The organism is Chryseobacterium sp. HNCC26DJ240 (assembly GCF_057180485.1).
The window spans coordinates 110,237-136,001 of the sequence record NZ_JBXUGK010000005.1 but is presented as its reverse complement, the minus strand read 5'-3'; the positions used below and the strand labels follow the sequence as shown (position 1 = coordinate 136,001).

At 36.0% G+C, this 25,765-nt stretch carries 23 protein-coding genes; 13 read left to right on the top strand and 10 right to left on the bottom strand.

Features of this window, described 5'->3' with window-relative positions:
- The first annotated feature begins 355 nt into the window (after nt 1–355).
- From AC2A1G_RS11245 to AC2A1G_RS11235, 3 genes are all read left to right on the top strand, one after another.
- Nucleotides 356–2,029 carry a glutamine--tRNA ligase/YqeY domain fusion protein gene (locus tag AC2A1G_RS11245; protein ID WP_484047011.1) on the top strand — a complete coding sequence of 558 codons (1,674 nt, stop codon included), beginning with the start codon at nt 356–358 and terminating at the stop codon, nt 2,027–2,029.
- A 225-nt stretch (nt 2,030–2,254) separates the two neighbouring features.
- Nucleotides 2,255–3,481, top strand: a complete 1,227-nt coding sequence (locus AC2A1G_RS11240; RefSeq protein ID WP_484047246.1) for an MFS transporter — start codon at nt 2,255–2,257, stop codon at nt 3,479–3,481.
- Between the two features lie 397 nt (nt 3,482–3,878).
- Nucleotides 3,879–5,909: a TonB-dependent receptor gene (locus tag AC2A1G_RS11235; RefSeq protein WP_484047010.1), complete on the top strand. Its 2,031-nt coding sequence runs from the start codon at nt 3,879–3,881 to the stop codon at nt 5,907–5,909.
- A gap of 124 nt (nt 5,910–6,033) precedes the next feature.
- Here AC2A1G_RS11235 and AC2A1G_RS11230 read toward each other — a convergent pair whose 3' ends face one another.
- Complete coding sequence (locus AC2A1G_RS11230) at nt 6,034–6,996, bottom strand: YpdA family putative bacillithiol disulfide reductase (protein ID WP_484047009.1); 963 nt, start codon at nt 6,994–6,996, stop codon at nt 6,034–6,036.
- A gap of 226 nt (nt 6,997–7,222) precedes the next feature.
- Here AC2A1G_RS11230 and AC2A1G_RS11225 point away from each other — a divergent pair, with 226 nt between their 5' ends.
- Complete coding sequence (locus tag AC2A1G_RS11225; RefSeq protein WP_484047008.1) at nt 7,223–7,858, top strand: hypothetical protein; 636 nt, start codon at nt 7,223–7,225, stop codon at nt 7,856–7,858.
- On the opposite strand, the gene AC2A1G_RS11220 is transcribed toward AC2A1G_RS11225, so the two are convergent.
- The 8 genes from AC2A1G_RS11220 to AC2A1G_RS11185 all read right to left on the bottom strand — a co-directional run bounded on the left by AC2A1G_RS11220 (nt 7,859) and on the right by AC2A1G_RS11185 (nt 16,123).
- Nucleotides 7,859–9,160, bottom strand: coding sequence for a glycosyltransferase family protein (locus tag AC2A1G_RS11220; protein WP_484047007.1), 1,302 nt, complete (start codon nt 9,158–9,160; stop codon nt 7,859–7,861).
- A gap of 128 nt (nt 9,161–9,288) precedes the next feature.
- On the bottom strand, nt 9,289–11,832 hold the full coding sequence (locus tag AC2A1G_RS11215; RefSeq protein ID WP_484047006.1) for a YfhO family protein: 2,544 nt from the start codon (nt 11,830–11,832) through the stop codon (nt 9,289–9,291).
- 36 nt (nt 11,833–11,868) lie between these two features.
- Nucleotides 11,869–12,102 carry a hypothetical protein gene (locus AC2A1G_RS11210; protein ID WP_484047005.1) on the bottom strand — a complete coding sequence of 78 codons (234 nt, stop codon included), beginning with the start codon at nt 12,100–12,102 and terminating at the stop codon, nt 11,869–11,871.
- Between the two features lie 15 nt (nt 12,103–12,117).
- On the bottom strand, nt 12,118–13,275 hold the full coding sequence (locus AC2A1G_RS11205) for a porin family protein (RefSeq protein WP_484047004.1): 1,158 nt from the start codon (nt 13,273–13,275) through the stop codon (nt 12,118–12,120).
- A 27-nt stretch (nt 13,276–13,302) separates the two neighbouring features.
- Entirely contained in the window at nt 13,303–14,349 is a 1,047-nt protein-coding gene (locus AC2A1G_RS11200) for a DUF6263 family protein (protein ID WP_484047003.1), read from the bottom strand.
- Nucleotides 14,350–14,435: 86 nt separating this feature from the next.
- Nucleotides 14,436–15,182 carry a 23S rRNA (guanosine(2251)-2'-O)-methyltransferase RlmB gene (gene rlmB / locus AC2A1G_RS11195; protein ID WP_484047002.1) on the bottom strand — a complete coding sequence of 249 codons (747 nt, stop codon included), beginning with the start codon at nt 15,180–15,182 and terminating at the stop codon, nt 14,436–14,438.
- 46 nt (nt 15,183–15,228) lie between these two features.
- A complete protein-coding gene (locus tag AC2A1G_RS11190; RefSeq protein WP_484047001.1) occupies nt 15,229–15,618 on the bottom strand; it encodes a four helix bundle protein in 390 nt (129 codons plus the stop codon).
- A 34-nt stretch (nt 15,619–15,652) separates the two neighbouring features.
- Entirely contained in the window at nt 15,653–16,123 is a 471-nt protein-coding gene (locus tag AC2A1G_RS11185; protein ID WP_484047000.1) for a DinB family protein, read from the bottom strand.
- A 184-nt stretch (nt 16,124–16,307) separates the two neighbouring features.
- Between AC2A1G_RS11185 and AC2A1G_RS11180 the strand changes: the two genes are divergently transcribed.
- The 9 genes from AC2A1G_RS11180 to AC2A1G_RS11140 all read left to right on the top strand — a co-directional run bounded on the left by AC2A1G_RS11180 (nt 16,308) and on the right by AC2A1G_RS11140 (nt 24,732).
- On the top strand, nt 16,308–17,312 hold the full coding sequence (locus AC2A1G_RS11180) for an AAA family ATPase (RefSeq protein ID WP_484046999.1): 1,005 nt from the start codon (nt 16,308–16,310) through the stop codon (nt 17,310–17,312).
- An 89-nt stretch (nt 17,313–17,401) separates the two neighbouring features.
- A complete protein-coding gene (locus AC2A1G_RS11175; protein WP_484046998.1) occupies nt 17,402–18,265 on the top strand; it encodes a DUF58 domain-containing protein in 864 nt (287 codons plus the stop codon).
- Nucleotides 18,266–18,424: 159 nt separating this feature from the next.
- Complete coding sequence (locus AC2A1G_RS11170) at nt 18,425–19,321, top strand: BatD family protein (protein WP_484046997.1); 897 nt, start codon at nt 18,425–18,427, stop codon at nt 19,319–19,321.
- Entirely contained in the window at nt 19,314–20,303 is a 990-nt protein-coding gene (locus tag AC2A1G_RS11165) for a VWA domain-containing protein (RefSeq protein ID WP_484046996.1), read from the top strand. Before AC2A1G_RS11170 ends, AC2A1G_RS11165 begins: the two co-directional genes overlap by 8 nt.
- A complete protein-coding gene (locus AC2A1G_RS11160; protein ID WP_484046995.1) occupies nt 20,303–21,310 on the top strand; it encodes a vWA domain-containing protein in 1,008 nt (335 codons plus the stop codon). Before AC2A1G_RS11165 ends, AC2A1G_RS11160 begins: the two co-directional genes overlap by 1 nt.
- Nucleotides 21,311–21,409: 99 nt before the next feature.
- Nucleotides 21,410–22,147, top strand: coding sequence for a tetratricopeptide repeat protein (locus tag AC2A1G_RS11155; RefSeq protein WP_484046994.1), 738 nt, complete (start codon nt 21,410–21,412; stop codon nt 22,145–22,147).
- Nucleotides 22,147–23,886, top strand: coding sequence for a BatD family protein (locus AC2A1G_RS11150; RefSeq protein WP_484046993.1), 1,740 nt, complete (start codon nt 22,147–22,149; stop codon nt 23,884–23,886). The genes AC2A1G_RS11155 and AC2A1G_RS11150 overlap by 1 nt, the downstream gene beginning before the upstream one ends.
- 43 nt (nt 23,887–23,929) lie before the next feature.
- A complete protein-coding gene (locus AC2A1G_RS11145; protein WP_484046992.1) occupies nt 23,930–24,535 on the top strand; it encodes a MarC family protein in 606 nt (201 codons plus the stop codon).
- A gap of 2 nt (nt 24,536–24,537) precedes the next feature.
- A complete protein-coding gene (locus AC2A1G_RS11140; protein WP_484046991.1) occupies nt 24,538–24,732 on the top strand; it encodes a hypothetical protein in 195 nt (64 codons plus the stop codon).
- 54 nt (nt 24,733–24,786) lie between these two features.
- On the opposite strand, the gene AC2A1G_RS11135 is transcribed toward AC2A1G_RS11140, so the two are convergent.
- Nucleotides 24,787–25,755: a chorismate-binding protein gene (locus AC2A1G_RS11135; protein ID WP_484046990.1), complete on the bottom strand. Its 969-nt coding sequence runs from the start codon at nt 25,753–25,755 to the stop codon at nt 24,787–24,789.
- Nucleotides 25,756–25,765: the final 10 nt, after the last annotated feature.

The window sequence follows — 25,765 nt, the reverse complement described above, 5'->3', positions numbered from 1 at the left end:
AACAAAATATATGCCGAAATCAAGATTAAAAAATATTCATGTTCAAATATTCTTTATAAGATGATGTTGATTTTAGCATTTGTCAAAGTTTTGAAAAGGTTCAATTCTTTGACATTAAATTTTTAAATATCTGGTTATCAAATCTGAATTTGATAATCAACAGTACAGTACAACTTTAATCTTCTGAAAATAAGATTTTATTTAAAAGTTTTTGGATAGCTTTTTTCCACATTAAAGTTCCGTTATTTATTTTTAATTTCATATTAATTCATCAACAAATTATCTTTTTTTAAGACCTTAAATTTTCCTAAATTTGCAAATTGTCGTCACAATCGACATTTTAAAGCGAATTTTAATGGAAGAAGAAAAAAAATCACTCAATTTTATTGAGCAAATTATAGAAGATGATTTGGCAAACGGTCTCAAAAGAGAAGAAATCCGTTTCCGTTTTCCACCTGAACCAAACGGTTATCTGCATGTAGGTCACACAAAAGCCATCTGCATCAACTTCGGTTTGGGTGAAAAATACAATGCTCCCGTAAACCTTCGTTTCGACGATACAAACCCTGAAAAAGAAGAGCAGGAATTTGTAGATTCTATCAAAAAAGATGTTGAATGGTTAGGTTTCAAATGGGATAAAGAATTGTATGCTTCCGATTACTTCCAGCAGCTTTATGATTGGGCAGTTCAGTTAATTAAAGAGGGAAAAGCTTACGTAGATGAGCAACCATCTGAAGTGATTACTGAGCAAAGAAAAAACCCTACAGAACCGGGAGTTGAGTCTCCATACAGAAACCGTCCAGTCGAAGAATCTTTAGACTTATTCGAAAAGATGAAAAACGGTGAATTCGAAAGTGGTTCAATGTCTCTTCGTGCAAAAATCGACATGGTTTCGCCAAATATGAATATGCGTGACCCTGTGATGTACAGAATTTTAAATAAACCTCACCACAGAACTGGTATAGCTTGGAAAATCTATCCCATGTACGACTGGGCGCATGGTGAATCCGATTATATTGAACAAATTTCGCACTCACTTTGCTCTTTAGAGTTTGAAAACCACAGACCGCTTTACAACTGGTATTTAGATCAGGTTTATGAAGAAGGAAAGGTGAAAAACAAGCAGAGAGAATTTGCGAGAATGAACGTTTCTTACATGATTACTTCCAAGAGGAAATTACAAAGGCTTATTGCTGAAAACGTAGTAAATGGTTGGGATGATCCGAGAATGCCTACAATTTCCGGTATGCGTAGAAAAGGCTTTACAGCTAACGCTATCAGAAATTTTATTGATAAAGTAGGCGTTGCCAAAAGAGAAAATTTAATCGAAATTCAGTTATTGGATTTCTGTGTTCGTGAAGATTTGAACAAGGTAGCAAAACGTGTAATGGCGGTTGTAGATCCTATCAAATTGGTCATTGAAAATTATCCGGAAGGACATGAAGAATGGCTAACCACGGAAAATAATAATGAGCAGGAAGATGCAGGAACGAGAAAAATTCCGTTCTCAAGAGAATTATATATTGAGCGTGAAGATTTCAAGGAAGAAGCTGGTAACAAGTTCTTTAGATTGAGATTAGGAGGTGAAGTCCGTTTAAAATCTGCTTACATCATTAAAGGTGAAAGAGTAGAGAAGGATGAAAATGGAGAAATCACAACGATTTACGCATCTTATGACGAGAAATCTAAGTCAGGAAGCGGAACTGAAGAAAGTTTAAGAAAAGTAAAAGGGACGATTCACTGGGTTTCTGCGAAACATGCCATTCCTGTGGAAATAAGAAATTATGAGAAATTATTCACTGTAGAACAGCCTGATGCTGAGAAAGATGTGGATTTCCTGAACTTTATCAATCCAGAATCTGTCAATATTATTCAAGGATTTGGTGAGCCTGGCTTAAAGGACGTGGCAGTTGAAGAACCTCTTCAATTCCAGAGAATTGGCTATTTCACAAAAGATAAAGATTCCACAGATTCAAAATTTGTGTTCAACAGAACAGTGACCTTAAAAGACTCTTACAAGCCGGAGTAAAAACTTATTTATATCATTATAAATGAAACAGGGCTTAATTTTTTAAGTCCTGTTTTTGTTTTTGGCACCTTTAAAAATTATCGGCACGTATTCACGAATATTTATTGTGTTTATCCATAAAAAGAGAATTTACTTAAATAAAATCAGTCCCAAAGGGACGATTTAACAAAGGATAGGATGAAATCCTATCAAACACCAATCATCAATCATCAATCATCAATCATCATGAAACTCATACATCTATACACCAACTCATTCAAAGGGCTTTCACAGGAAAGCTGGATGCTTGCATTGGTTATGCTCATCAACCGTGCGGGTTCGATGGTGCTCCCGTTTTTGGGCGTTTACATGACTGCTCATTTGAAATTCAGTATAGAAAATACAGGAATTGTTTTGAGCTTTTTCGGAATCGGGTCGGTTATCGGTTCTTGGCTTGGAGGTTTTATTACCGATAGAATAGGAGAGTACAAAGTGCAGTACCTCAGTTTATTGCTGAGCGTTCCGTTGTTTTGTTTAATTCCCCTTTTTAAAACCGAAGTCGGGGTGGCAGCAATTATTCTTTTGCAAAGTATTGTGAGCGATGCATTTCGTCCTGCAAACTCGGTGGCGATTACAAAATATGCAAAACCGGAAAACATTACAAGAGCATTTTCATTAAACCGAATGGCAGTCAATCTTGGCTTTTCCATCGGTCCAGCCTTGGGTGGAATTTTGTCTGCGATTTCTTATGAATTTCTATTTTATTCCAATGCATTGGCGGCTTTGTCAGCCGGAATTTTATACATTATCTTCTTCAGAAAACGGAACAAATTAGCCCAATTAAAAGCAAGAAAAGTAACAGAAGCAGTAGAAATAAAAAAAGAAAATTCCCCTTACCGCGACGGTAAATTCTTGATTTATTGTGGTCTGTGTATGCTCTTTGCAATCTGCTTCTTCCAATTGTTCAGCACATTGACCATTTTTTACAAAGATACAGCGCATCTCAGTCAGCAAAATATCGGTTATCTTTTAGGTTACAGCGGATTTATCGTGGTTTTGCTCGAAATGGGTTTGGTTCAGGTCGCAGAAAAATATTTAAATTTAGCCCGAACCATGTTCCTCGGAACCTTTATTTGCGGATTGTCATACGCTATGCTTGGATTTGATTACAGCATTTTAACTTTGGTACTATCGATGACTTTACTGTCGGTAGGAGAGATTTGGGCATTGCCTTTTATGTCGACGATTACAGCCTTACGTTCAGGAAAAAACAACAAAGGTGCTTACATGGGTTTGAACGGGATTTCGTTTTCAATCGCATTCATCGTAACTCCTTATTTAGGAACTTTAATTGCCGAAAAACTAGGCTTTACGATCTTGTGGATCGGAACAGGAATCGCAGCAACAGCAATCGCCATCGCATTTTATTTTGTAGTTCCGTGGATGATTGGTGCACAAAAAGAGAAGATTTAACTGGAAATTTGGGCGTGCCCCTGCGTTTTTCCACCGCTGATTCCACCGCCAAAACTTCGGGTCGGGCTTCTCTGGGGTCCGCTTCGCTCCCGTACTCCGTTCGTACCTCACATCGCACCGGCTCCTTCGTCGCCGCCCGCCAAATCCCTCACGCAAAGACGGGTACGCGTAAAACATTTTTTTTTCTAAAATTCCTTTTTCATCTCCTTCAAACCTTCAAGGTTTTCAAAACCTTGAAGGTTTCTAAAAGAAATATCTGCAAAATCCAGCAAAACCGCTCAACCCTGCCAGGGTTCCAAACCCTGGCAGGGTTTATCTGAAAAACCCAAAAAGATTTTTTTAATCACAACATAAACTTTCATTGATAAAGTGTACAATTTTTGCATATCCATTCGCAATGAAAAAGCTCTACTTCGTTCTCCCTCTTTTTTCTGCATCAATAGTATTTTCTCAAAAAAAAGATTCTGCAAATCTCATTTCGGAAGTGAAAATAGATGCTTATAAAAAACCAACAGCATTCATCAATTCCACAAAGTCGGTATCAGTCATTTCAGATAATCTGCTGAATCAGAATATGCCGGAAAGAATGCTTGAATCCATCAACCAAATTGCAGGAGCAAGAATGGAAGAAAGGTCGCCGGGAAGTTACAGGATTTCCCTTCGCGGAAGCACTTTAAGGTCGCCTTTCGGAGTCCGGAATGTGAAAGTGTATCTGGATGATTTCATTTTATCTGATGCTTCGGGAAACACTTATTTCAATGTGATTTCTCCCGAACTAATAGACAAGATGGAAATTTACAAAGGTCCTGAAAGTGGTGATTATGGAGCTGTGACTGGCGGAACGATACTTTTAAAAACAAAATCTTCAGATAACTTTTCAGCGAATATTTCAACGGGAAGTTATGGAACTTTCAACCAAAGTTTTGATTTTTCTAAGCAAATCGGAAATCATTTTCTGGAAGTTTTTCAGAATTATTATCAGACAGATTCTTATAGGGATCAGTCAAAAGTTCAGCGGAAGCAAATCTTCGTAAAAGACAATTTTCAATATTCAAAAAAGGGAGTTTTAAAAGGAATGCTGATGTATTCTGACCTCGATTATCAAACACCTGGTGGTTTGACCTTGGAGCAGATGAATCTCAACAGAAAACAGGCAAGACCAAAAACAGCAACGCTTCCCGGTGCTTCAGAACAGGATGCAGGCATCAGAAATAAAATGGTTTTGGCCGGACTTTCAAATGAATATCAGTTCAACCAAAATTTCTCTCATTTTATTTTAGTTCAGGGTTCGTATGTAGATTTTGAAAACCCGTTTATTACCAATTTTGAAAACCGTTTTGAGAAGAATTTTGCCTTAAGAACCCATTTTAATTATGAAAAAACATGGGAAAAAGTTTCTCTGGCTTACCGTTTTGGATTTGAAGGCGGAATCAATGATATTTTAATTAAAAACTACGATAACAACAGAGGTTTTGAGGGTAATCCTCAGAATTTTGATCAGCTGAAAAATACTTCAGGATTTTACTTTCTCTCACAAAAACTGAATTTTAATGATAAAGTATTTACGGATATTTCCATCAGTTTAAATTCAAATTCCTACGATTGGGAGAGGCTTTTTCCACGAACTGAGAATGGAGAAATTAAATTTAAAAACCAATGGCTCCCCAATTTTGGCGTAACTTATCTTCTCGGAAAAGGTTTTTTGGTAAGAGGAAAAATAGGGAAAGGAAACTCAGCACCCACGAGCGAAGAAATCCGTTCGTCAACACAGGAATTTAATCAGAATCTTAGTCCGGAATATGGCTGGAACAAAGAAATCGGACTGAGAAAACAGTTTGGAAATGCACTTTTTGTAGAAGGAAGCTATTTCGATTTCAGAATGAAAGATGCGATTGTGAGAAGGCAAAATGAGAGCGGACAGGAATTTTTCGTCAATTCAGGGGAAACTGTTCAGAAAGGTTTTGAAGTTTTACTGGAATCTAAAAATTTCAATTTAAAAAATGAATTTTTCTCCAATTTCAAATTCAGATTTTCCGGAAGTTTTTATGATTTTAAATTTAAAAATTATCAGCAAAACGGAAATGATTTTTCCGGTAATGACTTAACAGGCGTTCCGAAAACGACAATAAATAGCTTACTCAATTTTACTTTCTTTAAAAAATTATCAGTTGATTACTCCCATTTTTACACTTCAAAAATTCCTTTCAATGATGCCAATACGGTTTGGTCACAACCTAATTTAATTGGAAATATCCAGTTCAGATTTCCTGTAGATATTGACAAAACAAGACTGAATTTATACTTTCAAATTCAGAATTTGTACAACGAAGATTATGTCTTAGGGTTCGATACCAACGCTTTTGGAAACCGATATTACAATCCTGCTGCAAAACGGAATTTTGTATTGGGTATGAAAGTTGATTTTTAACGTCATTGCGAGGAGGAACGACGAAGCAATCTGTTGAACTTGGGTAACTGTCCCGAACAGATTGCTTCGTCGTTCGTAGCTCTCTCCTCGCAATGACAATCCGTTCCATTTGTTCGCAATGACGTTACTTAGAAAGAATATTCTTCACAATCATCTCAGCATGAATTCTTGAGTTTTCTATAAACCAAAGATGCGTATCTTTTCCACCACAAACAACACCGGCGAGATACAAATTGGGAACATTCGTTTCCATCGTTTCAGCATTGTAAAAAGGATTTAAACATTCGCCTTGTAGCTCAATTCCGGAATTTTTCAGAAAATCAAAATCGGGAAGATAGCCTGTCATGGCGAGAACAAAATCGTTTTCAATTTCATTGATCTTTCCGTTTTCATCTTTAAACATGACAGAATTTTCTTTGATTTCAATCAGTTCAGAATTAAAATAAGCTTTGATGCTTCCTTCAGAAATTCTGTTTTCAATATCCGGTTTTACCCAATATTTTACGCTGGGAGATATTTCAGAATTCCGAATGATCATCGTCACTTCAGCACCTTTTCTGTAGGTTTCCAAAGCGGCATCTACAGATGAATTGCTGGAACCTACCACCACAATTTTCTGTCTTGCAAAAGGGTAGGGTTCGGTATAATAATGTTTTACTTTGTCTAAATTTTCTCCTGGGATATTCATCAGATTCGGAATGTCATAAAATCCTGTTGAAATAATAACATTTTTGGCGTAATATGTTGATTTGATAGTTTTAACTTCAAAAACATTGTCGTTTTTAGAAACCTTAAATACTTTTTCATACAAATTGATGTTGATGTTTTTCTGTCTCGCAATTCCCTGATAATATTCTAAAGCTTCCTGTCTTCCTGGCTTTGGAGCAGCAGAAATAAATGGTATTTCATCAATTTCAAGTTTGTCTGCCGTCGAAAAAAACTTCATGTACAAAGGATAGTTGTAGAGAGAATTGACAATTGTTCCTTTTTCAATAACCAAATAGTTCAGGTTGTTTTTTTTCGCTTCAAGCGCAACATTTAAACCGATCGGCCCGGCTCCTATGATGAGAATATCCAAAATTTCCATACATCAAAAATACTAAAAAGCCTCCAGCAAAAACAGCACACAGTGAAGGAAAAATAGGATTGCTGTAATACTTATTCTCTATGTATGTAAAGAATAACTCAAACCCTCAAATCCTCCCACTCTCAAACCCTCCAACTTTAGGTAATGTCATCCTGAGCCCGTCGAAGGACTCCAACTCTCCAACGCAAACTGGCATCGCATTTGAAGTTTTCCTGAAAATTTTACAATGAGAAAAGCCTTTGCAATCGCATCTATCTTAGCAATTTTAGCCTGTGATAAAAAGCAGGACAGAAACCCAACAGTTTCCACAGATAACCTTAAACGATCCAATGAAAGAACCGAAACAGAGCAGGATTCTTTTTCTCCAGAAGTTGCGCTGAAAAAGACCAATGACGAGTTGCTTCAGGCTTTGAAAGTAAATTATTACGATGTTTTTGCCAACTATATCCACCCTCAGAAAGGTGTGCGGTTTTCAATGTATGCATTTGTGAATAAAAATGAAGATAAGCACTTTACAAAGGCGGATTTTGAGAAATATTTTCCATCAAAAACCATTTTTACGTGGGGTTCGAGAGATGGTTCCGGCGAAATTTACAAAGCGACAGTCGGTCAGTATATGAAGAATTGGGTTTTTAAAAAAGATTTTACCAAGTCAGAATATTCATTCAATAAATTTCTTGGAGTGGGCAATTCGCTTAACAATCTGAAAGAACTATATCCTAACACCAATTTCACAGAAAATTATATTTCCGGCTCAGAAAAAAATGGCGGAATGGATTGGAATGCACTTCGTTTTGTCTTCGAAGAGTTTGAAGGGAAATATTATATTGTCGCCGTCATCAATGATGAGTGGACGATTTAATTATAATATTTCCGATAATTGTTTCGTTAAATTTCTTCTCGAAAACTGCTCAATATTTTCTGTGTTTTCAGAAAGATTTCCGTTATTCCACATTGAAAATTTCTCTATGATAAAATCTTCAATCTCCTTTGAATTGTCGTAACTGAAATGTTTTCCGGCTTTTGTTTCCTCTAAAATTTTGGCAACATCAGCATGATCCGGACCGAAAGAAATAATCTGTTTTCCAGTAGCTAAATATTCAAAGATTTTCCCGGGAATAATGCCTTTTGAAGAATCGTTCGGGAAATTGGTCATCAGTAAAAGATTAGAATTCGACATTTCTGAGACTGCTTTGTCGTGGGAAAGGTAGCCTAAATTCAAAATGTGATCATTTAAATCTGAATTTTCAATAGTACTTAAAATTTTATCATCAATTCTTCCCACAAACTTTAAACTGAAATTATTTGCAAAATCTGAATTGTTTTTAGCTAAATTATCCAGTGCTTTCCAAAGGTTTTCGGGATTTCTGAGTTGCTCGAGAACGCCGATGTAGCTTAGGGTAAATTTTGTTTGAGGGTTTGAAGAGATTGCTTCGCTTTGCTCGCAATGACGGGAGTCTGTTTCATCGAAGCCGTTGGTTATGCAAAAAGCGTTGGCTCCGTTTTTACGGAAGTTTTCGGCATCGGTGTAGCTTGTTGCTAAGGTTATATCGGCATTTTTGAAAACTTCACTTTCCAGAAAACGGTGTTTTTTGTCTGATCTGTTGGTCAGTTTTAAATGTTTATAGTATGAAATTTCCGTCCATGGATCACGGAAATCGGCAATCCATTTTAAATTTGGAAGTTTCTTTTTTAAATTTAAACCAATCAAATGCATCGAGTGAGGCGGGCCAGTCGTAACAATAGTTTCGATGTTATTTTTCTTAAGATATTTCTCCAGAAACTGTGTGGAGGGTTTTACCCAAAAAACTCTGGCATCAGGAATAAAAAAATTTCCTCTTACCCAAATCGAAAGTTTAGATTTCCAGCTTTGGTTATTACCGACATCAAATTGCCCTGCTTTGAATTTTTTATTGCTTTTATTAAGCTTTTCAGCCAATTGATAAGGTTCCCAGATTTTCGTTCTTACGATTTCAAGATCTTCAGGAACATCTTTCATCAGACTTTCATCCAGCAAAGGATAGCTAGGGTTTTCAGGAGTGTAAATAATGGGTTTCCAGCCAAATTCAGGGAGATATTTTGCAAATTTCAGCCATCTTTGAACTCCCGGTCCTCCTGCAGGTGGCCAGTAATAAGTAATGATTAGAATTTTTTTGTCTTTCATAAACTTGAAAGTTTAAGTCTACTTCTTAAAAAACTTAACTTCTTAATTTAAACCTTTATGATTAAATTTTACCATTAAGATTTTAATTTAAGAAGTTAAGAATATTGACTTTTAAGCCTTGCTCTTATTTAGATTTTTTCTTCAGTTAAAACGTTCTGTTTCTTATTTTTATTCAACCAGAAAATTCCAAATGCGGTCAATAAAATAAATATTCCGAAACAAATCAACGAAATCCATTTTCCTGTTTCAATCACTTGCGGTTCAAATACCATTTTAATATTGTGATTTCCGGCAGGAATGTGAACAGCACGCAGTAAATAATCTGCTTTCACGTAATCAACCTCTTTCCCATCTACTGAAAGTTTCCAGCCGTGAGGATAGTAAACTTCTGAGAAAACAGCTAATTGAGGCGTTTTTGAATTCGATTTAAATTCCAGCTCATTCGGCTCATATTTGGTTAAATTAATAGTCGCTGAAGAATCTGCCTGAAGATTTTTTCCGTCAAAATATTTTTTGTCTTCAACGTTGATTACTGCAGTTTTTTTATTGTCAATTTCACCCACCAAAGCGATTTCTTCGTTTGGATTATTGGCGAATTTTACATCGCTTACAAACCACGCATTTCCGTTGGCATTAGGATTTGGAACAACCTGCGGTTCTGAAGGTTTTCCGAAAATCATATACTTTGTGTTGAGTAAATTGAGAATTTTCGGTGTTTTTACGCTGTCAGGCTGTGTGATGTATGCATTCATTAAATCATCATATCTTCTGAGCCTTACTGCGTGGTAACCACCGATGGACGGTCTGAAATAAGAGGTATTCGTTTCTCCCGTCACACCCAAAACCTGATTATAAACTCTGTAGTGTTTAGTATCTTTTTGAGCTATAGTTTCCAACGTTTTGTTGACCGGAATGCTTGCTAAAATAGACTGTAAATTAGGGTTGTCGCCTACTTTTTCCTGTAAATAATCTGTACCTTCTGTCTGGAATGGGTTTTCAGCGAAGATTTCATCTACATAGTTTTTATCATTGAGATAATTTTTGTTAACACTCCATAAATCAAACAAACTTACTGCTCCGATGATTAATAGAGCGATGTTCTGATTGAGTTTCTGCTTCAAACCTAAAAATAATACAGCTGCAGTGATTCCAACATAAATTAAGGCTTTGAAAGCATCAATTCTGAATAATTTTACTCTGTCTTCAATGATTACATCCAAAATAAAACCTGGAATTTCTTTTTCAGAATCGTTGGTGAATCCAAGTAAAGATTTTCCGAAAAGAAGTAAAATTAAAGTTAAACCTAAAGTTCCGCCACTTACATAAAGCAGTATTTTCTTTTTGTACTCTTCAGTTAATTTTGAATCTGTGAAAAACTTATATAAACCAATAATCGCAATGAGAGGGAAAAGCAATTCTACGACGACCAAAATTGACGACGGCGCTCTGAATTTGCTGTAAAACGGAATGTAATCGATAAAGAAATCCGACAGCGGCATAAAGTTGCTTCCCCAAGCCAAAAGAACCGTTAAAATCGTTGCTCCCAAAATCCAGTAACGGTATTTTTTTGGTGCAAAAAAGAATCCTAAAATGGCAAGAAAACAAACTACACCTCCCTGATATGCTGGCCCTGAAGTTCCCGGCTGATCGCCCCAGTAAGGTGTCGTTTGCTGTACAATACTTTGAACGCCCTCTTCAATTTGATTTTCGTCATTGGTTTGAGTTGCCAGTGACTCTCTTAATTTGTTAGGATAAGAATCTGAAAATTCCTGTTGACTTCCTCCACCCATCAATCTTGGGATGAAAAGATTTAATGTTTCCAGTTTTCCGTAACTCCAGTTAAGAATGCTGGGTTTATCCATTCCGTTGTTTCCGGCGGCATGATTTTCTGTATTTAAAATCTGTTTTCCTCTTACTGTTTCTTTAATGTATTCTGAGTTTGCCATGATTCGCTGGGAATTCATCCCAACTCCTATGGCTAATGCTCCGGCAATAATTCCCGATGAGATTAGGAAGTGCTTCATTGGCACTATTTTCATCAAAGCTCTTATCAATTCAGAAACAAATAAAAATCCGAGTCCTAAAAACAGATAGTAGGTCATCTGAGGGTGGTTTGCCGCAACCTGCAATCCGAAGAAAAGGGTAGTGACGATAAAACCAAGAATGTATTTTTTGCGGATGTAAACCAATAGAATTCCGGCTAATAATGGTGCGAAATACTCAATGGTATTCACTTTTCCGTTGTGTCCCGCGGCAATGATTATGTAAAAGTAAGTCGAGAGTCCAAAAAATGTTGCACCTAACAACGCATATTTCCAGTTTCTGACGGCAACCATTCCTAAAAGGAAAAATCCTGCGAAAAGAAGAAACATGTAGTTAACCGGACGTGGCAAAATATTCAAATAGCTGTCTACTTTTTTGATGATATCACCTTCAAAGCGGCTTCCCATTTGGTAAGTAGGCATTCCGCCAAACATAGAATCGCTCCAGTACGTTTCTTTATCGAAGCTGTCTCTGTAATCGATAAGTTCTTTTGCGCCGCCCCGATACTGCACGATATCATGCTGAAAAAGCTGCTTTCCGGTAAGTACCGGCGTTGAATATAAAAATGCTAAAACCAAGAATGCAACGATTGAAATTGCAATGTAAACTAAGTTTTTATTTTTTGCCATGTTGATGGTTGTTAACTTTTAATTTGTCTGAAATGATTATTTTTTATTTTCTTTTACCTCCTCAAAATCTACCGTTTCTGCGTCCCATTTTACTTTTTTCTCAATGTTTGTCTTTGAGTTTTTAGATTTCTCTTTCGGTGTTCTTTCCTGAGGTCTGAAGCCAGTGTATTTGTAAAATTTGTTGAAGAAAATTCTTTTCAGAATATTCCAGACGAAAAAAATGATAATCGTAGTGAGAACTATACTTAAAAGAGTTTTTATAAAAGACATATCTAATTATTTTGTTTAGAATATTTGATAGGCTAATGATAAATTTATTCCTTCAAAGAATACTTTGGTATATTGTGCATATACGTCTGAAGAAAAAAACGGAGTTGCGCCATATCTTATTTCTGCACCGAATTTTTTGTAACTGTAGCCTGCTGCAAATGTTTGATATATATTTCCGGATGAAAGTTTTTGATCATTGTTCAATACAATATTTGGGAATAGGGAAGCTGAAAGATGTATCTTCGAATTTTGATTGATAAACATATAATGCTTTATACCTACGGGAATCTGGATAGATGAAAAATTAATTTCAAAATTTCTGCGGTTGAAATCATTAATTTGATGTTCTACTGTTTGAAAACTTGGTTCAAAAATTACTGCCCATTTTCCTCTGTTAAAATTAAATACATATTCAAATTCTGCTCCTATTCTAGGCATGATACTGCTTGTTTGAGTTCCTTGAATATTACTCGAATTAACAGGAACAATTTCATATTTAGAAAAGCCTATCCCTGGTTTTATGTATAAATGAAATTTGTTTGCTTGCGTTTGCTCTGATTTTAACTGTGTTCCCTGATTTGCTGCGAAAAATTTAACAAGACTGCTTTCTCTGTAAGAAAGGTTGTCAATCTGTGAAGAATAATCATTCCCATCTGCGGCAAAGGTTTCTTTTAATTGTTTTTTATATTCCTCGTTTTTCTCTATTTGTCTGCCATCAGGACTATACTCTTTATACAGAAGCTGCTTAATTTTATCATCATTCTGATTTTTAATAAAAAAGCGAGTTGTAGTTCCGTCTGTAAATCTGTACAAATTTACAGGTCCTTCTACTAAAATCTTCAGCAGAAGATTTTCCTGCTGAAGATTAAAGCCACTATCAGTGGAAAGAAAATTAGCATTTTTTGATGAACGGTCAATACCAACTAAAGCGGAAACATATTTTACACCTCCTACCTCAAATTCACTTATTTCAGACGTCTTCAGCAATGAAATATTAGAATTTTCAAATCCTTTTATTTCAATTTGTGAAGGATTATTTTTCCAATCGTAGTTTTTAATCAAAACTTCAGTTCTGCTGCCATTTTTGTCTATATAATATCCTTTTTCAAATTTAATTTGAGCAAAAATAAACTGAGAAGCAAGAATTCCTAAGATTAATAAATTTTTTTTCATGTTACTATAGTTTTAAAAGTTTTGATATTACTTCGCAGACGGATTAACCATCACCGTAGAATTGGAAACGCTCTTCATCGATTGAGATTCTTTTGCATTGGCAATAGTTTCTACCTGAGTAGTTTTCACACTGATATTTTGGTGTGTGATCCAGCCGGTATTTTGGTCAAATTTAATAACGCCATCCTGCGAAAGTTCGCTGGTCAGGCTGTGCGTCATTTCATCTTGTTTTTGCTTGTCAGTTTTCTTCGGAATTCCACCTGTAACGGAGATTTCAGCAATACCGTTTCCTACGCTTTTGAGTTGGTAGTTTGATGTTACCTTTACTTTTCCCGCTTCGTCTGCACTTTCGCTTAAAGTCCATTTTTCACCAATTTTCACACCTTTTTTAGGCATTACAGAAAGGTTTTTTTCGAACTGTTCTTTTAAAACTTTCTCGTTGAAGGTTTGTTTTAAACTTTCAACAACACCTTGCTCCTGAGTTTTATCTTTTACGATTTTAGCGACAACGTCAGCGATTTTTTTGTAAATAGGCTCAAAACCATTGATAGAAATTACATTTCCATGGTCATCCATTTTCATCTGAAGTTTGTTTCCTACCAAAGCTTTATTGATATTCCAAACCATTTTTAACTGATCTTCTTTCGGAGCGGCCTCCTTTGTATCGACAGCAATTGTTTTTCCCTGAGAATTTTGTGAGCTTCTTTTTGAGATTAAATTGATGGTGATATCGTAAACTTTACCTTTAATATCATTTACAGTAAAATTCATCTCATCGGTAGAATCGCTTGTTCCTGAGATTGTTTTTCCTGAAGGATCCGTCATCGTTCTTACATCTCGCTGATACGTTGTCAACGGATAGGTTTCACCTTTTTTTAGCTTAAAAGTCTGTCTGAAAACTCCCAGTGAATCTTTGATTGCAGGGTTGGCTTCCACCTTTTTTATAGAATCTGCAGGCACTTCCACCGTGATTGTTTTTCCTGTTTTAGGATCTACTTTGGTGATGGTTGCGGTTTCTTTTTTGCACGATACCAAAGCGATGGACAGTAATGCAAATGCTGCTATATTTTTCATTTATAGATATTTATTGTTTTGATGAATTCGCCGTGTCGTTATAGTTTTTTTTATAATAAAGGCGATTTCATGAATTGTATTTAAAATTAAAGTGATGTTTTAATAGTTTTCTGTCTTAAAGCCTCGTACATAATTGCTCCACAGGCTACAGAAACATTTAAAGATTGGGTTTTTCCTACAATCGGAAGTTTTATTTTTTCATCTGAATGATGAAGAACTTCTTTTGAAATTCCGGTTTCCTCATTACCCATGACGATGGCGCATGGTTCTGTGAAATCTACATCATAGATTAATTTCTGAGCTTTCTCAGAGGCGGCAAATACAGAAACTCCGCTTTGCTGAAGGAAATCAACCACATGAGCAAGATTATTTTCTTTACAGATTTTAATATTGTATAATGCTCCAGCCGAAGTTTTGATGGCATCAGAATTTACCGGTGCACCGCCTTTTTCAGGGATTACGATTGCATCAATTCCAACACATTCGGCGGTTCTGCAAATCGCTCCGAAGTTTCTTACATCGGTTAATCGGTCAAGGATTAAAATGAATGGTGTTTTTCCTTCTTCAAAAAGTTCAGGAATTATATTTTCAATTTTATGGAAAGGGACATCTGAAATGAATGCCACCACTCCCTGATGATTTTTTCTCGTGAAACGGTTCAGTTTTTCTACCGGAACATAGTTGGGACGGATTTTATTTTTTGCCAGAGCTGCCTTCAGTTCTGCATAAATTTCTCCCTGCAAAGCATTTTGTACAAATATCTTGTCTATTGTTTTTCCAGCTTCTATAGCTTCCAGTACGGGACGCAACCCGAATATAAAATCGTCGTTCATTTGATATAGTTCAATGTTTAGGGTTCAATGTTTAAGGTTTTGCTTTCTACTTAAACTTTGTTCCTTTCAGTTCTGTATTTTTTAAATAATTTATAAATGAGCCAATTTTTCTGCTCAATAATTCTGTTTGTTCTTTTAAATTTTCGAATCTCTCTTCATTAATAAATTTACGGTCTAAAACTCTATAAAGTTGTGATCTCGTTTCACCACATGATGCTTTTGCAATAGAAAGAAAATTTATAAATTCTTTCGTGCCGTTTCTTTCAAATCCTTCAGCAATATTATCCATTATAGAACCGGAAGATCCGTCAATCTGATTGCTAAGTCTAAAGCTGCTTTTGAGGTTTGTAGTTTCAATAACCTCAAAAATATCATTGCATAAGATTCTTGATAATTTCCAAATGTCTAAATCTTCAAATCTATTAACCGTTGCCATAACCTTAAATTTTAAACCTTAAACCCAAAACCATTTAATCCTTTTCCCCCAAAATCGCCCTCTTCTGCGCCAAAGCGTAGCCGTAGTGCAGTGATTCGTGCATATTGTTGAAGATAATGGCGTCCTGAATGCTTTTCAAATCCATACCAAAACTTGTAGTGTATGGAGTATAATCAGCAAATAAATCTGCATCAAAATCCTTCATTAAAATTTTCGAAGTTTCTGTAAGAAGAAATTCAAGATCTTCAACTTCAGACTTTTGCACGTTAAGATTGGGAAGTGTACCTTTTTTATAGGTTTCTACCCAGTACTTGTCTATTCTGAACGGATTTCCGCTCAGGTAATAGTGCAGAAGCTGCTGGGTTGCGACAGTGTGGGCAATATTCCAGTAAAGATTATTGTTGAAACCATCCGGAATCAGCAGAAGGTCTTCGTGGGAAGTTTCCTGCAGGATATGTAGAAGGTTTTTTCTCACCTGTCTGTGTGCCTGAAAATGATAATTCATCGTACAGAATTTTTAATCTCCAAAAATAGTTTAATAAAGTGGATGCTACAATTTTAAGCCTGAGTTTAAACTTTTTTAATACTAAAAATATTTTAGATTTAACAAACTTTAACTCAATAATGGCATTTGTTGTGTTGGCAAATGCAAGTATTTATCAGAAATTTACCAATTATTTAATAAACTTATGTCAGATACATTTCAAGCAGAAGACATCCGTCAGCTTACAGAAAAGGTTAAGGAACAGAATTATTTTTTCACACTTCTGAGACAGGAGATCAATAAAGTAATCATCGGTCAGCAATATATGATTGACCGCCTTTTGGTAGGACTTTTAGGTAACGGTCACGTTTTGCTCGAAGGTGTTCCCGGTCTGGCGAAAACTTTGGCAATAAAAACGCTGGCAGACGCTGTTCACGGGCAGTTTTCAAGAATTCAGTTTACTCCGGATCTTTTGCCTGCAGATGTTGTAGGTACGATGATTTACAATGTAAAAGAAAATGATTTTTCCATCAAAAGAGGTCCTGTTTTTGCCAATTTCGTGCTTGCAGATGAGATCAACCGTGCTCCGGCAAAAGTACAATCGGCTTTGCTGGAAGTAATGCAGGAAAAACAGGTAACCATAGGCGATGAAACGATGAAATTGCCTAAACCATTTTTGGTTTTAGCTACTCAAAATCCAATCGACCAAGAAGGAACTTATCTCTTGCCTGAAGCTCAAAGTGACCGTTTTATGCTGAAATGCACCATCGGTTATCCTGAATTTGAGGACGAAAGAGCGGTGATGAGAATGGTTTCAACTTCACAGTCTCAGGAAGTGAAACAGGTGATTTCTCTGCAAAATATTGTTGATGCAAAAGAAATTGTCAATAAAATATATCTTGACGAAAAAATTGAAAAATATATTTTGGATATGGTTTTCGCAACCCGTTTCCCAGAAAGATACGGACTTTCGGAACTTAAAAATTACATCAGTTTCGGAGCCTCTCCAAGAGCGTCAATTAATCTGGCTATTGCATCAAGAGCGTATGCATTTTTAAAAGGAAGAGCATTTGTGATTCCTGAAGACGTAAAAGCTTTGGCTCAGGATGTCTTAAGACACAGAATAGGACTGACTTTTGAAGCTGAAGCTGAAGAAATCACTTCCGAGGAAATTGTGAACAGGATTTTAGCTAAAATACAAGCCCCTTAAATTATGAGTAATAAATAATAAGTAATTGGTAATGAGTTTAATCTCTTAAACTTGATTCTTTTTACTTTTTACTTGGCTCTTTTCAACCTATGCAAATAAAAGACATCGTCAAAAAAGTTAAACAGATAGAAATCCGTACCAGAAGGAAGACGGAGAACTCGCTGATGGGGCAATATCACTCGGCTTTTAAAGGACAGGGAATGACTTTTTCTGAAGTTAGACAATATCAGTTTGGCGATGAAATCCGTAGAATCGACTGGAATAAAACTGCCCGTTTTCAGGAACCTTTTGTAAAGGTAATGGAAGAGGAAAGGGAATTAACCATGATGATTCTTGTTGATATTTCAGCATCGATGAATTACGGCACAAAACATCAGCTCAAAAGAGAGTATGTGGCAGAAATTGCTGCCAGTTTAGGCTTTTCTGCCGCTGGGAATAACGATAAAGTGGGATTGATTCTGTTTGCAGATAAAGTATATAAAGTAATTCCGCCGCAGAAAGGTAGAAAGCACATCCTGTCGATGATCAGCAGTATTCTGACAGCAGATTATGTGCCCGCAGAATCAAAAATTGAAGTGGCTTTAAATTACATGATGAGTGTTTTTAAAAGGAAATCGCTGGTTTTTCTTCTGTCTGATTTTGAAGATGATTTAGATTCAAAAATTCTTGCGGTGGCTTCAAAAAAACATCAGCTTCTGGGAATGCGGGTTTTTGATGAAAAAGACAATGAAATTCCCGATGTAGGTTATGCGTTGCTGCACGATGCGGAAACTGGAAGAGAAATTTACGTCAATACTTCGAGTGCAAGATGGCGTTATACTTTTGCGGAAGCCCAAAAACAGAAACTGAAACAACTGGAAGAAAATTTTGCCAATTCGTCTGCCGGTTTTATGAACATCGGCACCGGAACGGAATATTCGAAACTGCTGTATCAGTACTTTCAGAAGAAATAATTTTAAATGAAAGTACCTTTAAAAGTAATTAGAAAGGATTTCCTCGAGCAACAATTAAAAGTCTGAACTTATTTAAGTGAAACGGCTTTGTGAACATCATTAGAAACAGTAAAAAAACTTTGTGCACTTAGTGTTCAATTATTAAAACTAAAATTTCAATTGAAAAAAATACTTTTCATATTTTCTATACTTTTTTCATCGCTCTCATTTGCGCAGATGATTACTTCAAACCTGCAGAAAAAAATGCTGGCTCTGGGAGAAACCGATCAGCTGATCATCAGAATTAAATACCTGAACGGACAAAAAGTAAGTGCCGCTCAGCAAAACGAACTTTTGCCTTTTCATTTTGAGGAAATTAAAGACAGCATCGGTGTTTCAGAAGATTCTTACGAAAGAAAAATAGAATTTGCAGTATTTGAGGAAGGTAAATTTACCATCCCTGAACTTGAATTTAAAGTGGGTGACGAAATTCACAGAACTCCCGCTTATGAAATTGAAGTGGTGAATACAGCCACAAAAGAAGATGTGATCAACGACATCATGAGCAACAAAGAAGTTGACCTTGAAATAGCCGATTATTGGGAGCTGTATAAGTTTTATATCCTTGCGGCAATCGCAGTTATTGCTTTAATAATCGCAATCATTATTATTTTAAAATATGGAAGAAGACCAAAATCTTCACCTAAAATTACCACCAACCTTACTTTAAAGGAACTGGATGTTTTAAAAAAGAAAAAGTACATCGAAAACGGAGATTTCAGATCTTTTTATGTTGAATTAATCGATATTTCAAGACGTTTTATCACTACACAATATCATTTGCCTGCGGAAGTTTTGCTTACCGATGATTTGATTGATGCAATGAAGCAGAACAATACAATTTCTCCTGAAAGTGAAAAAATAGTGGAAGAAGTTTTCCTGCGCGGAGATTTGGTGAAATTTGCTAAAACATTTCCTGATGAAACCACAATGCAGAAAGATTTTGCAGACATAAAAACCGTTGTGGAAAAGTCTGCGAAAGATATCGAATTTGAAAATTTGAGAAAGGATGTTTAATTACGAATTGTACAGTCCGTGGTTTTTGCTGCTTTTTCTCGCTTTTCTGCAACTTTTAATTTTAGATATAAGCAGAAAAAAAAGAAAGGGAATCGTTGTACCGTCCACCAAAAATATGGAAGGCCGAAGCGGAATTAAAGCCGTTCTTTTTCTCCTCAAAATTTCAAAATACCTTATTCTGAGCTGTCTGATTATTGCGATGGCAAGACCGAGAAGTTTTACCATTAGTCAGGATCAGGATGAGACGAAAGGAATTGATATTATGCTTGCTGTCGACGTTTCCCTAAGTATGTTGGCAACAGATTTTGAGCCCGACAGATTATCTGTTTTAAAAAATATCGCTGTCGATTTTGTTAATAAAAGACCCAACGACAGAATCGGTCTTGTGACCTATAAACTGGAAGCTTTTCCTAAAATGCCGCTCACATTTGATCATGATGCTGTGATTCATGAGATTAAAAACATTAATCAGCGAGAGATGGAAGATGGAACGGCGGTGGGTGAAGGATTGGCCGTTGCTGTCAATCACCTCAGACAAAGCAAAGCTAAGAGTAAAATCGTGATTTTGATGACGGATGGAGTGAGCAACATTCAGAATGTAATTCCACCGCTTTTGGCAGCTCAATTGGCCAAATCAAGCAACATAAAAGTGTACTGTATCGGAATTGGAACTGAAGGCTATGCCTTAATGCCAACCGGAGTGGATGAATTTGGTTATATTTACAACGAAATGCCCGTCACCATTGATGAAGGCACACTGGAAGAAATTGCAGATATCACCGGCGGAAGATATTATCGGGCCACTTCAGGCGACAAACTGGAGGCTGTTTACAACGAAATTAACCTCTTAGAAAAATCGGATGTCAGTTCTTCAAAAACGTATAATTATGAAGAGCATTTCAGAATGTTTCTGTGGATAGCACTTGGGGTTTTGCTATTTGATGCACTTTTGAGATGGGTTTTATATAAATTTTTAAACTGATGAGCTGGGATCTGGGAAATTACTGGTATTTACTTCTGCTGTTGCTTCTGCCGCTGCTGTCTTTCATCGTGATCCGGTTCTTAAGATGGAAAAAGGAGAGAAAGGCAATTTTTGCAGAATCGAAATTTCATGAGGCTCTGTTTGAAAAGAATTCGTCTTTTGTAAAATTTTTTCCGTTTCTGTATCTGCTGGCGGTTTTGTTTTTAATTTTTTCAATTATTGATTTGTTGAATGGATCTGAAACTGTAAAATCTGAACAGAAACTCAGCAACGTAATGTTTGTTCTCGATATTTCCAATTCAATGAACGCAGAAGATATTGAACCGAGCCGTCTGGATCAGGCGAAAAATCTCGTGATCAATACGATGCAGAAGATGAAAAATGATAAAGTGGGAATTGTTGTTTTTGCTGGGGATGCCGTTTCTGTAATGCCTTTAACAACAGATTACGGAGCTGCAGAAACTTATTTGAGCGAAGTTGAAACCAAGGCTATGCGAGTGCAGGGTACCGATTTTTTAAAGGCAATGCAAATCACTTCAGATAAATTTAAAAATGTTGCCAAAGGTTCAAGAAAAGTTGTGTTGATAAGCGATGGCGAAGACAATGAAGGCAATGACAATGCAGCAGTAAGACTTGCCAACAAGGAAGGGATTTCAATCACTTCTGTGGGAGTTGGTACGGAAGAAGGCGCACCGGTTCCGATGTATGAATATGGTCAGCTAATGGGTTATAAATTGGATAATTCAGGACAGATGGTAATCACGAAAAGGCAAACAGAGGCTCTGGTCAATTTGTCTCAATCCACCGGTGGGAGCTATATCGACGGCAATTCTATGAAAGACGCACCAAGCAGAATTGTTGAAGATTTAGACAAAAAAGGAGGGAAGTCTGAAATGTATGTGAAATCACAGAACGCCAATCATTACTATCAGTATTTCCTGGGAGTTTCTATCTTTTTATTTCTGATGATTTTCTTTTTTAATCCGAAAAGAGATTTTTCTATTTAAAATGTGCTGTAAAATTTTAAATTTGCCCCGATTACTTTAACCCAACTTTAACAATTAAGACACTGTTTATTAACATATAAACGAATAATTTTGCATTAGATGAATAATAAAATATTCTTTTTGTCGTTTCTCATGGTTTTTTTGTTCCAAAACTCAGTTTTTGCGCAGACAGAATACCGAATATTGGTGAGAGAAGGCAATGTGAAATTTAATGCAAAAGATTATGAGGGTGCTTCATCTAAATTTACAGAAGCGGTAAAGATTAATGGCGAAGACTTCGCAGCTCATTACAATCTTGGAAACGCATTCTATAAAAGTGAAAAGTTTGAAGATGCAAAAGCAGAGTTTTCAAAAGCAGAAAAGTTGGCTCAGAATGTAGAAGATAAAGCAGCAGCGCTTCACAATCTAGGTAATGCGTATATGAAACTTGATGATGCAGAGAAAGCGTCAAAAGCCTATAAAAGCTCATTAAAGCAAAAACCGTACAGTGAACCGACACGGAAGAATTATGAAATTGCAATGCTCAAACTGAAAAAAGAGGAGAGAGATATAGAACAAAGCAGCAGCTCCGGAAAATCGGGCGGTGGCGATGATAAGAACAAAGGAAAAGACGGCGATAGCAAAGAAAAAAATCAAAGTCAGGGAAAAGGGCAGCAGAATGAAGGAGAAGGGAAAAATCCTGAAGATGCCAAAAAGGGAGATAAAGAAGGTAGACTTTCTAAGGAAGACCAGAGAAAGCTCCTTAACCATATTGGCGAAAGAGAAAAACAGACTGCCAGAAGAATACTAAATGACAATTCTTATTCGATGCCAGAGAGCAACGAGAAAGATTGGTGATGACAGAAAAATTTATTTACATACTGATATTATTTGCCTCCATAGCTTCTTATGGCCAGGTAAATTTGACGATGAAACCTGATAAGTCAGATTACGAAGGTCGCGATGTGGTAAATCTTACCATTATTCTTGAGCTGGACGGTGACAATCTCGTTCAGCAAAGTCGTCTGCAGTTACCCGATCTTTCAAAATTCAATATGGTGGGAAGTGCTTCTTTCCGGGATGGAGTTTTGGATCCTGAAACCAATACCAACGCTTCAAAATCAATTACCAGAATCGCTCTTGAACCCAAACAGAAAGGGAAAATCAGGATTGGATCTGTGTTGGTAACCATCAACAATAAAATTTATAAGACCGAACCTTTCGATATTTTCATTAAAGATATTGAGAAAAAAATTCCTGCAAAGGCTGTAGCCTCCAATGATGTTTATCTGAATATGGAAATTGAGGAGCGTGAAGTTTATCAGGATCAGCCTACCATTGCTATCTTGAGAGGGTATTCTAAAAATATTGATAATCTCAGAAAGGTTAAAAACATTACGCTCCCGGAAGATGATCATCTCGATGTTCATCCAATCAATTTCAATAAATCTGAAATCGATCCTTCCGGAATTTCAAATATGCCGACGCAGATTCTTGCAGTATTTATGGTTTTCCCTAATGAAGCAGGTTATGTAGAAGTTCCTTCGGTTTCGGCATCGGTGAGTTCCTATTCAAACAGCAATAAAATTGCTTCGAATAAGGTGAAACTTAACGTAAAAAAACTTCCGGCTGATGCGCCGGAAGGATTTAAAAATGCAGTTGGCAAATTTAAAGTAGACATCTATAAATCTACTGACGAAAATGTTGAAGCTAAAAAACCCATTAATGTTACCGTTAAGGTCTCAGGGGAGGGAAATTTGGCGAATATGCATTTGCCTGAAATTGAAAAATCTGATGAATACGAAATTTTTGCTCCGAAAATAGTCAATAACTTTATTGCAGGACAAAGTGGTTTTACAGGAGATATTTCGGCAAATTATATCATTATTCCTCATAAAGCCGGTACTTTAAATATTAAAACTGAACAATTTTCATTCTTTGATCCTGAAAACGCAAAATACGTTGATCTTGGTGGAAAATCTCTGGTGTTACATGCTTTAACTGCAGAACAGCTCGATGCGAGTAAAACGACTGTAGAAAAGATGAACGACTATACCAACGATTTCCTTGAAACAGTAGACAGCCCTGTTTTACAGACAACCGCATTCAAAGTAAAAGAAAAAAGAAAGTTCAACTGGAATATTCTACTCATCAATACGTCAATACTTCTGGGATTGTTGATTATCTACTTTGCATTCAGAAAATGGCAAAAAAAGCAGCGATTGGCTGCTGAAAGCATAAGCACAAAACCATTGGGATCTGTAGCAGAAACCGAAGCTGAAATCAGAGAAAGACTGAAAACTGATGTGTCAGATTACTTTTCATATCTGAACAATCTTAAGAACGAACAGAATTTTGAAGCCTTCTTTTCTACCGTTTCAGAGCTCGATGCTGAAGTGAGAAGCGAGTATTTTCAAGGACAGGGAGGAAGTTTTGTGTCTTTTATTGAGAAATTTAAGGGTCGTTCTGTTGCTGAAGAGTATGAAAATCTGCAACAAAGAATTCAGATGGAAAAATATTCACCTGTTCATTCCGAGCATTCGCTTGATGATCTGTATAAAGATATCGTTAATATTTATTCTAAAATTAGCAAATAATCATTTTTTATTCATAATTTTGCGAAATTATTAAAAATTGGTTATGAATGAAATTTTTGACGGTTTTTCTATCAAGGAAATAATCACCTGTTTCATGGTTCTTTTTGCGGTGATTGATATTTTAGGATCAATTCCGATTATTGTCAGTTTAAAGCAGAAATTTGGTCATATTGATTCCAAAAAAGCATCTATTACTGCGGGTTTGATCATGATCTCTTTCCTGTTTGTGGGGAATAAACTTCTGAAATTTATCGGCGTAGATATCAACTCGTTTGCGGTGGCGGGAGCTTTCGTTATTTTCGTAATTGCATTAGAAATGATTCTCGGTATCGAAATCAACAAAACTACCGAAGCTAAAGCTGCATCTATTGTTCCTATCGCTTTTCCGCTGGTTGCAGGAGCCGGAACTTTAACAACAACACTTTCTCTACGTGCGGAATATCATGATATTAACATCATTTTGGGAATTGTACTCAATACAATTTTTGTATATTTGGTGCTGAAAATGGCACCATGGCTCGAGAAAAAAATGGGGGAGGCGACACTGTCTATTCTACAGAAAGTTTTCGGGATTATATTGCTGGCCATTTCAGTTAAATTATTTACGGCCAACTTTACACAGCTGGTGCAGAATTATATTCATTTTTAGTTATGCAGAAATTTTATAAAGTATTTTTAGTAGTTTTTATTGTGTTTACGGCAATCAACGTTTATGCAATTGATTGGAATTTGAAACTTACAGAAGAAGACAATTCTAAATTCGTTTTTTCAGCAATCGCCGGAATCTTGGGTGTTGCTATAATTTTCGTACTGAATACATGGAGTAAAATCGGTGAAAAAAAATAATTTGAATTTTATCATTCAAACAAAAAGCCTTTCAGAAATGAAAGGCTTTTTATGTTATTTAAATACCAGATTTTTCAAAACGGCTTCAGACTTCAGTTCGGTCTCGTTCCATTCTTTTTCAGGGTTGCTTTGGGCTGTGATTCCGCCGCCAACAAAGAGATGAACAGAATTTTTATACAGCCTCGCACAACGCAGATTTACAAAATACTGAATGAAATCTTCCGTTTCAATTTTGATGTAACCAGCGTACAGTTCTCTCGGAAATTTCTCGACTTTTTGAATGATTTCCGCACAAAAATCTTTAGGAATTCCGCAAACGGCAGGCGTTGGGTGAAGTTCCTGAATAATCGAATCTAAATTTTCAGGATTGATTTTTATTTTAAAATCCGTCTTTAAATGTTTAATATTTCCTGAAATATGATCGTAAGTTTCCGATTCAATTATATTTTCGGAGTACTTTTTCAAAATCTCTCTGATGTAGTTTGAAACCGGTTTTTGTTCCTCGACTTCCTTTTCAGTCCACTCTTCAGCAACCGGAATTGTTCCTGCAATACTCATCGTTTCAAATTCGTGAGTGGACTTGTTGAATTTCCCCAAAACTTCGGAAAATCCGCCTATCCATGAGGTTTCTCCGTTGCTGAAAAGATATTTGAAAGCGTTAGGATAATTTGTACAGAGATTAATAAAGCTGTTTTTTAAATCAATTTCATTAAAGTTATTTACTATTTTCCGTCTAGAAAGAACCAGTTTTGGTAGACTGTTTTCTTTTATAATTTCGATTACATCTTCCAGTTTTTGAAGATATTCTTCTTTGGTTTCTGCTTCAAAATTGGTTTTATCTTCGGAAAGAATTTCGGAATTTAAATCTAAACTATCAAAATCATTTTGATCTGTTTCAACGATTTTTCCTGGTATTTTTATGTTTTGGTTATTCGTAAAACTGTGAAAAATAACAGAATTGAAATCTGAATTTTCATCAGTAGAATATAGTTTCTCGTCAAATGGAAATTTGAAATAAATCATAATATTGAAG

Bases quoted from the DNA above. Each gene is read 5' to 3' on its own strand.
- AC2A1G_RS11140 (WP_484046991.1), top strand. From the start codon at position 24,538: ATGCAGAAATTTTATAAAGTATTTTTAGTAGTTTTTATTGTGTTTACG.
- AC2A1G_RS11165 (WP_484046996.1), top strand. From the start codon at position 19,314: ATGTTTAATTACGAATTGTACAGTCCGTGGTTTTTGCTGCTTTTTCTC.
- AC2A1G_RS11150 (WP_484046993.1), top strand. From the start codon at position 22,147: ATGACAGAAAAATTTATTTACATACTGATATTATTTGCCTCCATAGCT.
- AC2A1G_RS11210 (WP_484047005.1), bottom strand. From the start codon at position 12,102: ATGTCTTTTATAAAAACTCTTTTAAGTATAGTTCTCACTACGATTATC.
- AC2A1G_RS11180 (WP_484046999.1), top strand. From the start codon at position 16,308: ATGTCAGATACATTTCAAGCAGAAGACATCCGTCAGCTTACAGAAAAG.
- AC2A1G_RS11240 (WP_484047246.1), top strand. From the start codon at position 2,255: ATGAAACTCATACATCTATACACCAACTCATTCAAAGGGCTTTCACAG.
- AC2A1G_RS11220 (WP_484047007.1), bottom strand. From the start codon at position 9,160: ATGAAAGACAAAAAAATTCTAATCATTACTTATTACTGGCCACCTGCA.
- AC2A1G_RS11215 (WP_484047006.1), bottom strand. From the start codon at position 11,832: ATGGCAAAAAATAAAAACTTAGTTTACATTGCAATTTCAATCGTTGCA.
- AC2A1G_RS11230 (WP_484047009.1), bottom strand. From the start codon at position 6,996: ATGGAAATTTTGGATATTCTCATCATAGGAGCCGGGCCGATCGGTTTA.
- AC2A1G_RS11200 (WP_484047003.1), bottom strand. From the start codon at position 14,349: ATGAAAAATATAGCAGCATTTGCATTACTGTCCATCGCTTTGGTATCG.
- AC2A1G_RS11155 (WP_484046994.1), top strand. From the start codon at position 21,410: ATGAATAATAAAATATTCTTTTTGTCGTTTCTCATGGTTTTTTTGTTC.
- AC2A1G_RS11185 (WP_484047000.1), bottom strand. From the start codon at position 16,123: ATGAATTATCATTTTCAGGCACACAGACAGGTGAGAAAAAACCTTCTA.
- AC2A1G_RS11145 (WP_484046992.1), top strand. From the start codon at position 23,930: ATGAATGAAATTTTTGACGGTTTTTCTATCAAGGAAATAATCACCTGT.
- AC2A1G_RS11135 (WP_484046990.1), bottom strand. From the start codon at position 25,755: ATGATTTATTTCAAATTTCCATTTGACGAGAAACTATATTCTACTGAT.
- AC2A1G_RS11175 (WP_484046998.1), top strand. From the start codon at position 17,402: ATGCAAATAAAAGACATCGTCAAAAAAGTTAAACAGATAGAAATCCGT.
- AC2A1G_RS11205 (WP_484047004.1), bottom strand. From the start codon at position 13,275: ATGAAAAAAAATTTATTAATCTTAGGAATTCTTGCTTCTCAGTTTATT.
- rlmB (WP_484047002.1), bottom strand. From the start codon at position 15,182: ATGAACGACGATTTTATATTCGGGTTGCGTCCCGTACTGGAAGCTATA.
- AC2A1G_RS11245 (WP_484047011.1), top strand. From the start codon at position 356: ATGGAAGAAGAAAAAAAATCACTCAATTTTATTGAGCAAATTATAGAA.
- AC2A1G_RS11160 (WP_484046995.1), top strand. From the start codon at position 20,303: ATGAGCTGGGATCTGGGAAATTACTGGTATTTACTTCTGCTGTTGCTT.
- AC2A1G_RS11190 (WP_484047001.1), bottom strand. From the start codon at position 15,618: ATGGCAACGGTTAATAGATTTGAAGATTTAGACATTTGGAAATTATCA.
- AC2A1G_RS11225 (WP_484047008.1), top strand. From the start codon at position 7,223: ATGAGAAAAGCCTTTGCAATCGCATCTATCTTAGCAATTTTAGCCTGT.
- AC2A1G_RS11235 (WP_484047010.1), top strand. From the start codon at position 3,879: ATGAAAAAGCTCTACTTCGTTCTCCCTCTTTTTTCTGCATCAATAGTA.